This is a genomic window from Mesorhizobium sp. P2_B5 (assembly GCF_056404775.1).
In genome coordinates, this window is the sequence record NZ_JBFUDJ010000002.1 from 382,407 (window position 1) to 396,369 (window position 13,963).

The 13,963-nt window shown below is 63.2% G+C and carries 16 protein-coding genes and 1 tRNA gene; 9 read left to right on the forward strand and 8 right to left on the reverse strand.

Annotated elements, in window-relative coordinates; translation table 11 throughout:
- Positions 1-18: 18 nt before the first annotated feature.
- Positions 19-1,029, forward strand: a complete 1,011-nt coding sequence (cobT, locus tag AC1D1N_RS08350; protein ID WP_477347821.1) for a nicotinate-nucleotide--dimethylbenzimidazole phosphoribosyltransferase — start codon at positions 19-21, stop codon at positions 1,027-1,029.
- Between the two features lie 245 nt (positions 1,030-1,274).
- Positions 1,275-1,547 carry a hypothetical protein gene (locus AC1D1N_RS08355; RefSeq protein ID WP_436260533.1) on the forward strand — a complete coding sequence of 91 codons (273 nt, stop codon included), beginning with the start codon at positions 1,275-1,277 and terminating at the stop codon, positions 1,545-1,547.
- A gap of 142 nt (positions 1,548-1,689) precedes the next feature.
- On the opposite strand, the gene AC1D1N_RS08360 is transcribed toward AC1D1N_RS08355, so the two are convergent.
- The 3 genes from AC1D1N_RS08360 to AC1D1N_RS08370 form a co-directional block, all read right to left on the reverse strand.
- Positions 1,690-2,373 carry an outer membrane protein gene (locus tag AC1D1N_RS08360; RefSeq protein WP_477347823.1) on the reverse strand — a complete coding sequence of 228 codons (684 nt, stop codon included), beginning with the start codon at positions 2,371-2,373 and terminating at the stop codon, positions 1,690-1,692.
- A 217-nt stretch (positions 2,374-2,590) separates the two neighbouring features.
- Positions 2,591-2,666: transfer RNA gene (locus AC1D1N_RS08365), tRNA-Lys, on the reverse strand.
- Positions 2,667-2,773: 107 nt separating this feature from the next.
- Positions 2,774-3,682 (reverse strand): PhzF family phenazine biosynthesis protein, encoded by a 909-nt coding sequence (locus AC1D1N_RS08370; protein ID WP_436260535.1) that lies wholly within the window; start codon positions 3,680-3,682, stop codon positions 2,774-2,776.
- Between the two features lie 112 nt (positions 3,683-3,794).
- On the opposite strand from AC1D1N_RS08370, the gene AC1D1N_RS08375 reads away from it, so the two are divergent.
- The 4 genes from AC1D1N_RS08375 (at position 3,795) to AC1D1N_RS08390 (ending at position 7,354) form a co-directional block, all read left to right on the forward strand.
- A complete protein-coding gene (locus AC1D1N_RS08375; RefSeq protein WP_477347826.1) occupies positions 3,795-5,084 on the forward strand; it encodes an efflux RND transporter periplasmic adaptor subunit in 1,290 nt (429 codons plus the stop codon).
- 4 nt (positions 5,085-5,088) lie between these two features.
- Positions 5,089-5,790, forward strand: coding sequence for an ABC transporter ATP-binding protein (locus AC1D1N_RS08380; protein ID WP_477347828.1), 702 nt, complete (start codon positions 5,089-5,091; stop codon positions 5,788-5,790).
- Between the two features lie 2 nt (positions 5,791-5,792).
- Complete coding sequence (locus AC1D1N_RS08385) at positions 5,793-7,010, forward strand: ABC transporter permease (RefSeq protein ID WP_112565069.1); 1,218 nt, start codon at positions 5,793-5,795, stop codon at positions 7,008-7,010.
- Positions 7,011-7,111: 101 nt separating this feature from the next.
- On the forward strand, positions 7,112-7,354 hold the full coding sequence (locus AC1D1N_RS08390; protein WP_477347830.1) for a hypothetical protein: 243 nt from the start codon (positions 7,112-7,114) through the stop codon (positions 7,352-7,354).
- Between the two features lie 17 nt (positions 7,355-7,371).
- Here AC1D1N_RS08390 and AC1D1N_RS08395 read toward each other — a convergent pair whose 3' ends face one another.
- Positions 7,372-7,848, reverse strand: a complete 477-nt coding sequence (locus AC1D1N_RS08395) for an Lrp/AsnC family transcriptional regulator (protein WP_477231440.1) — start codon at positions 7,846-7,848, stop codon at positions 7,372-7,374.
- 147 nt (positions 7,849-7,995) lie between these two features.
- On the opposite strand from AC1D1N_RS08395, the gene AC1D1N_RS08400 reads away from it, so the two are divergent.
- Positions 7,996-9,099: a 1-aminocyclopropane-1-carboxylate deaminase gene (locus AC1D1N_RS08400; protein ID WP_477347832.1), complete on the forward strand. Its 1,104-nt coding sequence runs from the start codon at positions 7,996-7,998 to the stop codon at positions 9,097-9,099.
- Between the two features lie 4 nt (positions 9,100-9,103).
- Here AC1D1N_RS08400 and AC1D1N_RS08405 read toward each other — a convergent pair whose 3' ends face one another.
- Entirely contained in the window at positions 9,104-9,829 is a 726-nt protein-coding gene (locus AC1D1N_RS08405; RefSeq protein ID WP_477347834.1) for an NUDIX hydrolase, read from the reverse strand.
- Positions 9,830-9,843: 14 nt separating this feature from the next.
- Positions 9,844-10,956 (reverse strand): endonuclease/exonuclease/phosphatase family protein, encoded by a 1,113-nt coding sequence (locus AC1D1N_RS08410; protein ID WP_436260542.1) that lies wholly within the window; start codon positions 10,954-10,956, stop codon positions 9,844-9,846.
- A 159-nt stretch (positions 10,957-11,115) separates the two neighbouring features.
- On the opposite strand from AC1D1N_RS08410, the gene AC1D1N_RS08415 reads away from it, so the two are divergent.
- Together AC1D1N_RS08415 and AC1D1N_RS08420 are read left to right on the forward strand one after the other, a co-directional pair.
- Positions 11,116-11,694 (forward strand): BA14K family protein, encoded by a 579-nt coding sequence (locus AC1D1N_RS08415; protein WP_477347837.1) that lies wholly within the window; start codon positions 11,116-11,118, stop codon positions 11,692-11,694.
- Positions 11,695-11,865: 171 nt separating this feature from the next.
- Positions 11,866-12,150: a PilZ domain-containing protein gene (locus AC1D1N_RS08420; RefSeq protein ID WP_112565056.1), complete on the forward strand. Its 285-nt coding sequence runs from the start codon at positions 11,866-11,868 to the stop codon at positions 12,148-12,150.
- Positions 12,151-12,232: 82 nt separating this feature from the next.
- Here the strand turns inward: AC1D1N_RS08420 and ilvC are convergent, their stop codons facing one another.
- A complete protein-coding gene (gene ilvC / locus AC1D1N_RS08425) occupies positions 12,233-13,252 on the reverse strand; it encodes a ketol-acid reductoisomerase (protein WP_023757108.1) in 1,020 nt (339 codons plus the stop codon).
- A 19-nt stretch (positions 13,253-13,271) separates the two neighbouring features.
- Complete coding sequence (locus tag AC1D1N_RS08430) at positions 13,272-13,928, reverse strand: TetR/AcrR family transcriptional regulator (RefSeq protein WP_477348838.1); 657 nt, start codon at positions 13,926-13,928, stop codon at positions 13,272-13,274.
- Between the last annotated feature and the right edge of the window lie 35 nt (positions 13,929-13,963).

A 13,963-nucleotide genomic window follows, 5' to 3' on the forward strand; every position in this document is an offset into this window, starting at 1 on the left:
TCCGGAGATTGCTTCCCCATGCCCTTCAAATCATTCGATGAACTGCGCGCCGCTTGCCTTGACCTGCCTGCCGGCAACGACACGGCTGCCAATGCCGTCTCCCGCCGCCAGGACACGCTGACCAAGCCACAAGGCAGCCTAGGCCGGCTGGAGACCATCGCCGCCTGGCTGGCCCGCTGGCAGGGCCGCGACATGCCGAAGCTCGACCGTGTGAAGGTCTTCGTCTTCGCCGGCAATCACGGTGTCACAGCGCAAGGCGTGTCGGCCTTCCCCTCGGAAGTGACCGTACAGATGGTGGCGAATTTCGCCGGCGGCGGTGCTGCCATTAACCAGCTTGCCCGCATCGCCGGTGCGGAACTCGATGTCATCCCGCTCGACCTCGACCACCCGACCGGCGACTTCACTGCAGTGCCGGCAATGGACGAAAAGGCGTTTCTTGCCGCCGTCTCCGCCGGTCATGACGCGGTGACGAAAGACCTCGACCTCGTCTGCTTCGGCGAAATGGGCATCGGCAACACCACGCCGGCGGCCGCGATTTCCGCCGGCCTGTTCGGCGGCGGAGCGGAAAAATGGACCGGGCGCGGCACCGGCGTCGACGATGCCGGGCTGAAACGCAAGGTCACGGCCATCGAAGCCGGCCTCAAGCGCCATGCCGACGCGCTGTCCGATCCGCTGAAGATCGCCGCCGCCCTTGGCGGCCGCGAACTTGCCGCCATCTTCGGCGCCACGCTTTCCGCGCGCCGCAACAACGTCCCGGTGCTGCTCGACGGCTTCGTCTGCACGGCCGCAGCGGCACCTTTGGCGCGGCTGCACCCAAGCGGCCTCGCCCACACCATCGCCGCCCATGTCTCGGCCGAATCCGGTCACCGCCGCCTGCTCGAAGCGCTCGGCCTGCCGCCGCTGCTCGACCTCGGCATGCGGCTCGGCGAAGGCTCCGGCGCCTGCCTCGCCGTCAACATCGTGCGCTCGGCGCTGGAATGTCATGTGAGGATGGCTAGCTTTGCTGAGGCCGGTGTATCTGAGAAGTAGCTAGGGCGATTTGACGGGAGCGCGCCGGCCCGAACCTTCACTGACAATCGTCGGGCCGGTCGCTCGCACTGGTGGCTCGAACGGCACGGCCGCTGAAAGATTCCCGACCTTGGGAACATCGCCCCGCTGCTTCTGTGGCGGGCTCTTTTTACTGGCACTATTCGCCGTCGTTGCCGACAAAATGTGATTGACGTAACGTTGACTAGGCGCAATCATTACGGATTGTGCAGGGTGAGGGCGTTTCAATGAAACTCGTTGTCTTTGGCGTAGCAATAGTATTGGCCGCCACCGGAGCAGCTGTTGCGAAAGAGAAGAAAAAGGTGGCCACCGCTCAGGCTACAACCTCGTGTTCTGCAGCTCATAAGAAGGCTGGCAGCAAGCCGACCGCGAAACCGGATTGCAAATCGACAGGCACCGTTGTTGCGCGACCGTCAAATAAGGCCGCAAACTTCCTGGATCATTATAATCCGCGCTTAGGGTATGACACCAGTCCGTGGTTTCAAACTGGCTTTAATTGATGGCGGCTTCGGCTTCCGGGCCATTCTTTATCCAGCGCGGCCTTCCCTCCTTCGTAAGCTTGCCTTCCGGGCCAAATAGCGCACCGGCTTACCGGCTGCCGAGCCTTTAAAGTCTAATTGGAGGGTCTGGTGCAGTTCGAAATCAGAACTTGTAGCTAAGTCCAACGCGAACATCGTTGGTGGTCAGATCAAGCCTGACTTGTTCTGTCGGGAAGTTGAACGGCGGCGACTGCGATTTGCGGCCATAGTCGGCATAGCGGTATTCGACGCGCGCAATCAAATTGTCGGTCACGGCATATTCAAGTCCCGCGCCTGCCGTCCAGCCAACCATGGTCTCGCTGTTCTCGAGTGCCCCATTCTCTGTGCCGGAGTAACGACCGATAGCAACACCGCCAGTTACAAATGGCAGGAGACGATCGAATGCGTAGCCCGCGCGCAGACGCGCCGACCCGAACCATTCTAAATCACCGCTTGCGACCACACCGGGAAAAACAGCAAACGTATTGTCACCCTTTACGTCGGCGAAATTGGCATCCGCTTCAACGCCGACGACATAGTTGCCATTGAATTGGTAGTTATAGCCAACATATGCACCACCAAAGCCGCCTTTGGGATCGAGGGAGGTGCTGATGAAGGGGGGGCCGGCCGGAGACCCGGCTCCGTCGTAAGTTGAATTTCCCCAAGCGTACCCGGCCTCTGCACCCACATAGAGACCGGTCCAGGTATAAGCCGCAGGCTCGGTCGGCAGCGGGGAAAGGTCCGCCGCCAATGCGGGGGTGGCAATCGCCAACGAGGCAAGAAGGGCAAACTTGAGTGCGCGCATCATGCATTCCTCGGGGGTGGAGAGGCGAACAACGATGACCCGTTTGTATCTGATCCCATGGAAAGCGATGTAACGTTTCTGCCACAATTGAGATTTGTTTGATCAGCGGCCAGATCGCTATGAAGGTCAAGTTCAAGGCAAACCGGGGCGTGTCGAGGCGTGTCGAGGCGCGTCAACGCGTCCCGCATTCCAAGGTCTTCCACCAACTTTTCGAAAAATTTGGTGGGTGCGCACAGGATTGAACTGTGGACCCGCTGATTAAGAGTCAGCTGCTCTACCAACTGAGCTACGCACCCACTCGACCGGTCAAAACCGGCGTTGGCGGGCATATAGCCGCCGATACCGGTCCTGTCCAGCCCTGCCGGAATCATTTCCCGACAAATAGCTGAACTGCCGCAGGCGGTCAGACGAACAGTCTGCCTTCCGCCACCTTGATGGCGTGGCCGCCAATGCGCGCCGACGCCAATTTTCCGCCTTCGACAGTGAGTTCGAGGCGGATGCGCGACGGTCGGCCCATCTCCAGCCCCTGCTCGATCCACAGCTGCGAAATGCCGTCGGTGGGGGTGTCGAAATGCATGATTGCGCCGGCAAAGGCCGCTGCCGCCGACCCGGTCGCTGGATCCTCGTAGGACGGCGTGCCCGGCACGATCATGCGGACGTGGAAGGCGCTGTCATGGTTTACCGTCTGGCGGCAGTAGACGTACGGGCTGGCGAAAGCCCATTCGCTCTTGCGCGGCGCCAGTTCCGACCATGCCTGGTTGTCGAGCTTGACGCGGGCTGCCGCCTCCAGATTGGCGACCGGGATGGTGACGTAAGGCACGCCGGCCGACCAGAACGACACCAGGTGATTCTCGAAGCCGATCTCATGCGGCGCGAGGCCAAGGGCCGCACCAATCGCGTGCGGATCGGCTTCGAGCTTCAACGGTTCCGGCAGCTTCGCCAGATCGAACTCGGCAAAGGTGGCGCCATCGTGCCGGCTGACGGCGCAGCGCACCGGGCCGATATTCTCCTCCAGCACGAAGATGCCGGCGTCGCCCTCGCCTGCCAGTTCGGCCAGCGCAATCGCCGCTCCGACAGTCGGGTGGCCGGCAAACGGCATTTCATAGTCGGGCGTGAAAATGCGGATGCGGTTGCGATGCTTGGGATTGTCCGGCGACAGCACGAAGACCGATTCGGACAGGTTGAACTCGCGCGCAATGGCCTGCATGGCTGCCGTATCCAGCCCCTTGCTGTCCAACACGACAGCCAGCGGATTGCCGGCCAGCCGTTCGGTCGTAAACACATCGTAAAGCAAGTAATTGCGCGTCTGCATCTTGGAAAACCTTCCGCCTCAATCCGAACATGGCCGAAATTTAATTTGATATTCGAACCAGTAAGCCTGATCTGTGCACCTATAGGGACATTACGCTTCATAGGGGTCCGGCGTGGACCAGCTTGTCAATCTGCCAAAGACGGAATCGGATTCCCCCATCGAGGCGGCGCTCGGACTTGACCGCAACGGCGTGCGCAAGAAGCGCCGCCGCGGCTGGCTTTACGCGCTGCTGGCGCTGATCGCCATTGCCGGTGGTCTCGTCGGCTACCAATGGTATGCCGGCTCTCCCGCCAAGATCGACTACACCACCACGCTGGCCACGATTGCCGACCTCACCGTTGCAGTGTCGGCGACCGGCACGCTGCAGCCCCTCACCCAGGTCGACATTTCGAGCGAACTGTCCGGCATCATACGCTCCGTCTCGGCCGAGGAGAACCAGCAGGTCAAGAAGGGCGACGTGCTGGCGACGCTCGACACGGTGAAACTCGAGGTCCAGATCGAACGCGCCGAGGCTTCGGCCAAGGCCGCCGCCGCCAAAGTCGAGGACGCCACGGTCACGCTGGCCGAGAACGAGAAAGCGCTGGTGCGCGCCGCCGAACTGACCAAACGCGGCATGGCGACCGATCAGTCGCTTGAGGCCGCAACCGCCACGCGCGACCGCTCCAAGGCAGCACTCGATAGTGCAAAGGCCAATCTCGCCATCGCCCAGGCCGACCTCAAGGCGCAGCAGACAGACCTTGCCAAGAGCACGATCTACGCACCGATCGACGGCATCGTGCTGACGCGCTCGGTCGACCCCGGCCAGACGGTCGCCTCCTCGCTGCAGGCGCCGGTGCTGTTCATCATCGCCGCCGATTTGCGCAACATGGAGCTGGTGGCGGCGGTCGACGAGGCCGATATCGGCGCGGTCAGGCCCGGCCAGCATGCGCGCTTCACCGTCGACGCCTTTCCGGAGCGGCCGTTCGATGCCGAGATCCGCGACATCTCCTACGCCTCGGTCACCACCGACGGCGTCGTCACCTACAATGCGCGGCTCAAGGTAAACAACAACGAGTTGTTGCTGCGACCCGGCATGACCGCCACCGTTTCGGTCGTCACCAAACAGGCCAAGGGCGTGCTCACCGTGCCGTCCACCGCCTTCCGCTACCGCCCGGCGCAGCAGGCCGCGCGCGCTTGGAGCCTCAGCGACCTGTTTACGGGCCGCATGGGCCGTCCCGGCGGCAATCGCCGCCAGCAGGTGGCGGCACCCACCGACGGCTCACGCACACTCTATGTGCTGGAGAACGGCCGGCCGCATCCTGTCAACGTCAAGATCGGCTCCACCGACGGTGAACTCACAGAGATCACCTCCGGCCTCGACGAAGGCGCTCAGGTGATCACCGCCTCGCAGCTGCGGAGCTGACGCCGTGGACGCGGCCCTCATCGGCTTCGATACGGTCTGGAAAAGCTATGGCCAGGGCGAAGCCAAGGTGCATGCGCTGGCCGGCGTCGACCTCACTATTAAGCGCGGCGAATTCGTCGCCATCATGGGCCCGTCGGGCTCGGGCAAATCGACGGCGCTGAACATCATCGGCTGCCTCGACACGCCGACCGCCGGCACCTATTCCTTCATGGGCATCGATGCGGGCCGGCTCGACCGCAACCGCCGCGCGCTTCTGCGCAATCTCTATGTCGGCTTCGTCTTCCAGGGCTACAATCTGTTGCCGCGCACCACGGCGGCGGAAAATGTCGAGCTGCCGCTGATCTATCGCGGCGCGCCGGCCCGCGAGCGCCGCGAGCTTGCCATGCAGGCGCTGGCCGAGGTCGGGCTTGTCGGGCGCGAGCACCATACGCCGGCCGAGCTCTCCGGCGGCCAGCAGCAGCGTGTGGCGATCGCGCGCGCCATCGTCACCAGGCCGACGCTGCTCGTCGCCGACGAGCCGACCGGCAATCTCGACACCGCCCGCACGCACGAGATCATGGAGCTGTTGACGCGGCTGAACCGCGAGCTCGGCCTGACCATCGCCATGGTCACCCACGAGGCCGACGTCGCCGAATATGCCGAGCGCACCATCCGCTTCCTCGACGGTCACGTCGCTTCCGATTCCTCGAAACTGGAAGTGGCCTGACCATGATCTGGGAAACCGTCCGCCTGTCGCTGCGCTCCATCCGCCGCAATGTGCTGCGCTCGTTCCTGACGCTGCTCGGCATTGTCATCGGCGTTGCCGCCGTCATCGCCATGCTGACCATCGGCTCCGGCACCACGGCCAAGGTCAAGTCCGACATTGCCAAGCTCGGCTCGAACCTGCTCGTCGTCCGCTCTGGCCGCCCTGCAGGCACTGGCGGACCGGGAGGGCTCGACCAGGCGATGCGGCCGCTGGCCGACAAGGATGTTGCCGCCCTTGTCGCGCATCTGACCGGGGCACGCGCCATTTCGCCGGCCTCACAAAAGCAGGTGCGCGTCATCTTCGGCACCGAGAGCCTGACCTCGGGCGTCACCGGCACCGACAGCGCCTATCTCGACGCCCGCGACTGGAAGCTCGTTTCAGGCCGGCCGTTCAGCGATTCCGAAACACGCTCGGGCACCGGCGTCTGCCTGATCGGCGAGACCGTGCGCCAGCAATTCTTCGGCGCCGGCGAGCCTGAAGGCGAGATCATCCGCGTCAACCGCACCTCGTGCAAGATCATCGGCCTGCTCGAACCCAAGGGCTATACCGGCTTTGGCCAGGACCAGGACAATGTCGTCTTGATGCCGCTTGCCGCCTATCAGCGGCGCATCGCCGGCAACCGCGACATCGACAACATCTATGTCGCCGCCGACGACCGCACGCCGACTACCGAATTGCAGCCGCGCGTCGAGGACATTTTGCGCGACACCCGCCGCATCACGCCCGACCGCGAAGACGATTTCTCGATCCGCGACATGACTCAGATCGCAGACGCCATGGCCAGCGCCACCACCACCATGACCGGCATGCTCGGCGCCGTGGCCGGCGTCAGCCTGCTTGTCGGCGGCATCGGCATCATGAACATCATGCTGGTCTCGGTCACCGAACGCACGCGCGAGATCGGCATCCGGCTCGCCATCGGCGCGCATGAAAAACATATCCTCATCCAGTTCCTGGTCGAGGCGACGGTGCTGTCGCTGCTCGGCGGCATCATTGGCATCCTGATCGGCCTGGCGTTGGCCGGCCTCGCATCGGCGGCGCTGACCATACCGTTCGCGCCGAGCCCGGCGGTCATCCTGCTTGCCGTCGGGTTTTCGGCGCTGATCGGCATGGTGTTCGGCTTCTTCCCGGCGCTGCGCGGCGCCAGGCTCGACCCGATCGACGCACTGCGGCACGAATAATTTGCTATCCACAACTTGGGTGCTTGCCGACGCTGGCAACGCTGTCATCGTCCGTCTGCGATGCTAGTCTGGGCAATGCATCTCTGGTCGAGGAATGGGCAATGAGCAAGAAAGCACGGCTGATCCTGGCGATGATAATCATCGAAGGCGCCCTTGCCGGCATCTGGTGGTATCTCGCCAGCTACGGCGCGGCCAATCCTGATCGCGTCACAGCCGATTTCCAGGGCGTCGTCGGCCAGACGATGGGCACGGCGATGGGTGGGTTGCTTGGGCTCGGCCTCATCCTGTTTGTCGTCGCCGCTCGCAACGACCGCAAGGCGGCGCAGCAAAAGGCGCGACACTGACCTACGCTTGCAGCCTGTCAGAACGGCAGTCGCGCATTCTCCTTGACCTCCTTCATGACGAAGAAGGTCCTTGTTTGCCGAACGCCCGGCAACGCAATCAGCTTCTGCCCATGCAGCTTGTTGAAATCCGCCATGTCGCGGACCCTGATCTTCAGGAGATAGTCGAAGTCGCCGGCGACGAGATTGCAATCCAGCACCTCCTTGAGCTCGAGCACGGCCTCTTCGAACGCGGCGAAGCTTTCCGGTGTCGAGCGGTCGAGCACGACACCGACCATGACCAGCGCGCCGAGGCCGACCGCGACCGGCGCGATCTCCGCCCTCACCCCGGTGATGTATCCCTCTTCGAACAGGCGTTGCGTGCGCCGATGGCAGGTGGCGGCGCTGACATTGACACGGGTCGCCAGCTCCGCATTCGTCAGCCGTCCCTCGGCCTGAAGGGCGCGCAGGATTTTCACGTCGATGCGGTCAAGAGCTTGTGTGGAAGATTCTTCCATTTTGATAGACCTCTGTGGACGATATAAGCAATCATATCGCCCGTTTGTGAATCCTGCAAAAATTCTCGGCGCAAGTTTGAGAGCACATTTCGCACGAGATCGCCTATCCTCTGCCTATCGAAACCGACCGCTGGCGGAGACTAATCGGTGTCACTTCTGGCAAAATTCGAACGCTATCCCCTAACCTTCGGCGCGACGCCGATCGAGCATCTGCCGCGGCTGAGCGCGGCGCTGGGCGGGAAAGTACAGGTCTACGCCAAGCGCGACGATTGCAACTCCGGGCTCGCCATGGGCGGCAACAAGTTGCGCAAGCTCGAATACATCGTTCCGGATGCCATAGCCTCGGGCGCCGACACGCTGGTATCGATCGGTGGCGTCCAGTCGAACCATACCCGCATGGTCGCCGCAACGGCCGCCAAGATCGGCATGAAGTGCGTGGTGATCCAGGAAAAATGGGTGCCGCACTATGACGCCGTCTACGACCGGGTCGGCAACATTCTGCTGACGCGACTGATGGGCGCCGACAGCCGGCTTGTCGATGACGGTTTCGACATCGGCATCCGCAAGAGCTGGGAGGACGCCATCCAGTCGGTGAAGGATGCCGGCGGCAAGCCCTATCCGATTCCGGCCGGCGCCTCGGTGCACAAATTCGGCGGGCTCGGCTATGTCGGCTTCGCCGAAGAGGTGGCGCGCCAGGAAGCCGAGCTCGGATTCAAATTCGACTACATCGTCGTGTGCGTGGTGACCGGGTCGACGCAGGCCGGCATGATCGTCGGTTTCGCCGCGCAAGGTCGCGCCGACCGGGTGATCGGCATCGACGCCTCCGGAACGCTCGACCAGACCCGCGCGCAGGTCCGCCGAATCGTCGATGACACCGCTGCCCTCGTCGGGCTCGGCCGCACGGTCCGCGACGACGAAATCATCATCAACCCCGACTATGCATACCCCGCCTATGGCGTTCCTTCGGATGAGACCAACGATGCGATCCGGCTGGCGGCCCGCACCGAGGCGATGATCACCGATCCGGTCTATGAGGGAAAATCGATGCAGGGCCTGATCGACCTGACCCGCAAAGGCTTCTTCCCCGAGGGGTCAAAAATTCTCTACGCGCATCTCGGCGGCGCGCCGGCGATCAACGGTTACAGCTATTACTACAAGGACGACGGCGCCCCGACCCGGCCGCTGAAGGCAGCGAGTTTCGAACCTCGGGAAGTCACTGCGCCGGAGACGCTGCCGCCGCTGTTTCCCTGACAGATCAGGGGTCCTCGCCGCTGCGGGCAAAATGCCACTCGACCAGCGGCTTCATATGCGGCGCCAGTCCCTCCGGCAGGTCGGCGGCATGGCGGATGATCACCGGTCCCTCAATCTCCGGTTCGGCCTCGGTGGCGACGAAGGCGCTGATGCGCCGCGCAATCTCATCCGCCGGCTCCTCGACGTGGTAGCGGCGGAAGAGAACCGTGCCGGTCGAAGTCGACAGCGCGTGGTAGCGTTTGCCCCGCGCGGCGCCTGTCAGGTCAAGCCCGGTTTCCTCGCGCACCTCGCGGATCATGTTGAAATCGACATCGACGCGGCCGTCGCGAAAATCGATCGGCTCGAACGAGCCGGCGGCGAAATAGACGCGACCGGCCATGACCGTGTGCGAGCCCATGCGGATCGCCACCAGCGCATTGTCGCCGGCGACCAGCATGGCATGGCCATAGGCGTGCTCGGCGCCGGTCCCTTGCCGGTTCTTGCGCCACAGCATGAAGGTCGAGTACTTCACCGCGTGGCAGCGCCCGGCGAGACGGTTGTCGCGCCAGGCGAGTGCTGACAAAAGCACCACGGTGCCGTCGAACAGCGCGGGTTTGGCTTCGGTCTCGAGCCGCCAGTTCTCAGTGATGGCCTGCGCGTTGTCGCGCTCGAACGGATGCTGGCCGGGGTCGAGCCGAACGTCGATCTCATCGACCGGCAGGATGACATTGCGCGGCAGGTCGAAACTCACGCTCAGGCCCCCACTCAGGCCATATCCAAAGTGATCGCCACCGGACAATGGTCCGAGGCCTTCGGCCGGTCCCAGCCGGCGCGCGGAAAACGCTCCACCGCCTGGCCGGCCGGAAATATGGTGCGCCAGGGCTGGCCGTTGCGGATGATGTCGGGAACGGCCGTCGCATTCTTCGCCGCCAGCCCCTTGGACAGCAGGATGTAGTCGAGCTGGCACAGATGCCGCTCCTGCGGCCCGCGCGTGTGGTAGAAACTCCAGCGGTCCATCTCCGGACGGCGCTCGACGACATTCTCGCAAAAGCCGCCGGCGGTCAGCACATTGAGGCAGGACTGGCTCTCGTCTATCACCTGGAAGCGGTAGCCATCGAAGGCGTCGCCCTCGATCTTCACCCGCTGCCGGTAGTCGTTCATGTCGCCGCAGATCGCCCAGCGCTTGTCAGCTGCATGGTCCTTGCTGAAGCGCTCCTCGATGATGCGGCGCACTGCCTGCGCCTCGGCGAGGCGCAGCGGCATCGTCGCTTCGCGCCCGTCGAGCCCGTTGCGTGGCGAGCCCATCGATTTGAAATGCACGAGATAGAGCGTCAACGGCACGCCGCCGACCTTGACGTCGACCTCCAGGCAATCGCGCCGGAAGATGCGCTCATTGGCCTGATACCCGAGTTCGGCCAGCTCCGGCGTGAACAGGCCGAACTGCTCGAAGGTGGCATAGGCATAGCTGGTCATGCGCACGAATTCGATCGGCTGTCCCTGCGCGGTCTCGTTACGCATCATCACGGCAACGTCGATCCCGCGCGAGTCATTGCCGGCGGTGGTGTATTTCTGCCGGTAGCCCTCACCCACCATCTTGAAGAGATAGCCGTATTCGAAGGCCTTCAGCGCCTCGATATTGTCGACCTCCTGCATGCAGATGATGTCCGCGCGCGTGGCAGCGATGGCGAGCGCCGTCAGCTGGCGCGTGTCGTCGGACTGTGCAATCGCACGCGCCTGCTCCAGCATCTTGTATTCGGCCTCGCTTTGGATGTCGAAAAGCGCCAGCGTACGGTCTTCGTTGAGCTGATTGCGGTAGCCGGAGAAATCGAACCTGTTCATCAGGTTTTCGACATTGAAGGTGGCGAGGCGCAGCGACATGGCCGTGACCTTTGCCCGCAAGCGGTGTCGAAAACAAGGGCCTCGCCCTTGCTCGCCAGGGAACCTTTCCGTTCATCCTCCGTTCAGATGCAAAGGTCCATCAATAGGCCACTTCCTGGGGTCTTCCGGGCGTGGGGCCTGTATCTCTTGGAGAGTGCAATGAACTCGCTCTTTTCTTCCACCGTCAAATCCGGGCTGATAGCGCTCGGTCTCGTCTCGGGTCTCACGGCGCCGTCCGCCGCCGGCCCGATCCCGCAGCCAAACCTGTCGGTGCCGACAAGCACTGCTGCCCCGACGATCACGCCGGTCCGCGACGAATGGGCGGGCGGCAATGACCGCCGCTCCTTCAACGATTGGCAGTGGCGCCGCCATGACGGCCGTCGCTTTGCCCGGTCAGGCAACTGGAACAACGACAACTGGAATGGCGGCGACAATTGGCGCTGGCGTCATCATCGCCACCGTCACGGCCGCGATTTCGATACCGGCGCCGCCGCAGTTCTCGGCCTCGGCCTGGGTCTCGGACTCGGCAGCATCTACAATAACGGCTATTATAACAACGGCTACTACAATAACGGCTACTACGTGCAGCCGGCGCCCCGCCGCTACTATCGCACGCAGCGCCTTTCCAGCGCCCATGTCCAGTGGTGCTACGACCGCTACCGGTCTTACCGGGCCTGGGATAACACGTTCCAGCCCTACAATGGCCCGCGCCAGCAATGCTGGTCGCCCTATAGCTGAACTATAAGCGACAATGCATGACGGCGCCGCCCATCGCGGCGCCGTTTTCGTTCTGGGGGGGAGCGCTGGATGTCTTGCCGCTAACCACCTGTTTATCGGCTCGGTCTATCCATGATACCGTGCCCCCCATCTGACGATCGCGCCCAGTCTGGTCGCGAAGGACAAGCCGTCATGGCCGACAACGAGTTGAGAAACAAACACCGGCAGCGCGTGCTGAAAGGCGCGACGATCCTGCTCGGCCTCACCAATTCCGAGGTCAAGTGCACGGTGCGCAACATGCATGCCGGCGGCGCCGAGCTGAAAGTGCCGATCGACGCGCGCGTGCCGGACGAATTTCTGCTCTATGTGCCGATCGACGGCATCGGCTACAAGGCCGTCGTGCGCTGGCGCCGCGACGACCGCATCGGCGTCGAGTTCACCGGCACCGCGCCGAAGCCGCACTGGCACTATGGCTGATATCTGTACCAGCTGACCGAAGCCAGCATGAAAAAGCCGGCGGATCGCTCCGCCGGCTTCGTCGCAATCCTAAAATTGCGGATTAGTTCTTGGCCTTGTCGACGAGCTTGTTCTTCGAAATCCACGGCATCATGGCGCGCAGCTTGGCGCCGACTTCCTCGATCTGGTGGCTGTCATTCATGCGGCGGATGCCCTTGAACCGAGACATGCCGGCGCGGTATTCCTGCATCCACTCCGAGGTGAATTTTCCCGTCTGGATGTCCTTCAGCACGCGCTTCATCTCGGCCTTGGTCTCGGCAGTGATGATGCGCGGACCCGAGACATATTCACCCCATTCGGCTGTGTTCGAGATCGAGTAGTTCATGTTGGCGATACCGCCTTCGTAGATCAGGTCGACGATCAGCTTGACCTCGTGCAGACACTCGAAATAGGCCATTTCCGGCGCATAACCGGCTTCCACCAGCGTTTCGAAACCGGCGCGGATCAGTTCGACCAGGCCGCCGCACAGAACCACCTGCTCGCCGAACAGATCGGTCTCGCATTCCTCGCGGAAATTGGTCTCGATGATGCCCGAACGGCCGCCGCCGACGCCGCAGGCGTAGGACAGAGCGAGATCGAGCGCATTGCCCGACGCGTCCTGGTTGACGGCGACCAGGCATGGCACGCCGCCGCCCTTCTGGTACTCGCCGCGCACCGTGTGGCCGGGGCCCTTCGGCGCGATCATGACGACGTCGACGGTCGATTTCGGCTCGATCAGGCCGAAATGCACGTTGAGGCCGTGCGCGAAGGCGATCGCTGCGCCGTCGCGGATGTTTGGCGCGATTTCGTTCTTGTAGATGTCGGCCTGCAATTCGTCGGGCGTCGCCATCATCATCAGGTCGGCCCATTTGGCGGCGTCCGCCACGCTCATCACCTTGAGCCCGTCGGCCTCGACCTTCTTGGCGGTCGCGGAACCGGCCTTGAGGCCGATGGCGATCTCCTTGGCGCCGGAATCCTTGAGGTTGAGCGCATGCGCCCGGCCCTGGCTGCCATAGCCGATGATGGCGACTTTCTTGCCCTTGATCAGGTTGAGATCGGCGTCGCGATCGTAATAGACACGCATTTTGGTCTTCCTTCCCGTTTTATAGATCAGTGGCCCTACGGCCGGTTTTTGCTCCGAAAAGAGCGAGAAACTGTTGCGTTGCCCGGACGGCATCGCCGCCAATCGCCGCTTCAGTCAATTCCAGCCGATCGCCGAGCAGGAGGCGGATCTGCACATCGCGGGCGACCAGCCCGAAAAAGCTGCGGAATGCCGTTTCGGCATCCGTAAAATCGAGCAGCCCGGCCTGTTTGCCGGCAAGCAGCACCGGCTTCAGCCGCCTGGCCAGCGCAAAGCGGCCATTCTCCAGCACGATGGCGCCGAGATCGTCCTTGCCGGATCCGGCATGGCCGACTGCCACTCGGTTCAAGGCAATCGACGTGTCGCTCGAAATCACCTTCAGCCAGTCCGCGGCAAAGCCTTCAAGGCTTGCCGTCAGCGAGGCAAAATCGAGCCTCTCGCCGTCGACCGGCACCACGCGCACCTTCGAGGCCTGCCACTGCACCGTCGCCGTCAACAGGCCGTCGCGGTCGCCGAACCATTTGTAGAGCGTTTCCTTGGAGCAGCTGGCGCGGCGCGCAACTGCGGTCATCGTCAGATTGTCGCCCTCCTCGACCAGCAGGCGCAAGGCCGCGTCCAGAACGGCCTTCTGCCGCTCCGTCAGCGTCGCGCTGGTGTCGATGTCGGCGCTTGCCTGCAACACGGTCGTTCCTCGGCGGCAGGCAAGCCGACAAT

Excerpts from the sequence above, each read along its gene's own strand:
- AC1D1N_RS08415 (WP_477347837.1), top strand. The coding sequence starts at position 11,116 with ATGAACTCGCTCTTTTCTTCCACCGTCAAATCCGGGCTGATAGCGCTC.
- AC1D1N_RS08370 (WP_436260535.1), bottom strand. The coding sequence starts at position 3,682 with ATGCAGACGCGCAATTACTTGCTTTACGATGTGTTTACGACCGAACGG.
- AC1D1N_RS08355 (WP_436260533.1), top strand. The coding sequence starts at position 1,275 with ATGAAACTCGTTGTCTTTGGCGTAGCAATAGTATTGGCCGCCACCGGA.
- cobT (WP_477347821.1), top strand. The coding sequence starts at position 19 with ATGCCCTTCAAATCATTCGATGAACTGCGCGCCGCTTGCCTTGACCTG.
- AC1D1N_RS08385 (WP_112565069.1), top strand. The coding sequence starts at position 5,793 with ATGATCTGGGAAACCGTCCGCCTGTCGCTGCGCTCCATCCGCCGCAAT.
- AC1D1N_RS08420 (WP_112565056.1), top strand. The coding sequence starts at position 11,866 with ATGGCCGACAACGAGTTGAGAAACAAACACCGGCAGCGCGTGCTGAAA.
- AC1D1N_RS08395 (WP_477231440.1), bottom strand. The coding sequence starts at position 7,848 with ATGGAAGAATCTTCCACACAAGCTCTTGACCGCATCGACGTGAAAATC.
- ilvC (WP_023757108.1), bottom strand. The coding sequence starts at position 13,252 with ATGCGTGTCTATTACGATCGCGACGCCGATCTCAACCTGATCAAGGGC.
- AC1D1N_RS08410 (WP_436260542.1), bottom strand. The coding sequence starts at position 10,956 with ATGTCGCTGCGCCTCGCCACCTTCAATGTCGAAAACCTGATGAACAGG.
- AC1D1N_RS08390 (WP_477347830.1), top strand. The coding sequence starts at position 7,112 with ATGAGCAAGAAAGCACGGCTGATCCTGGCGATGATAATCATCGAAGGC.
- AC1D1N_RS08360 (WP_477347823.1), bottom strand. The coding sequence starts at position 2,373 with ATGATGCGCGCACTCAAGTTTGCCCTTCTTGCCTCGTTGGCGATTGCC.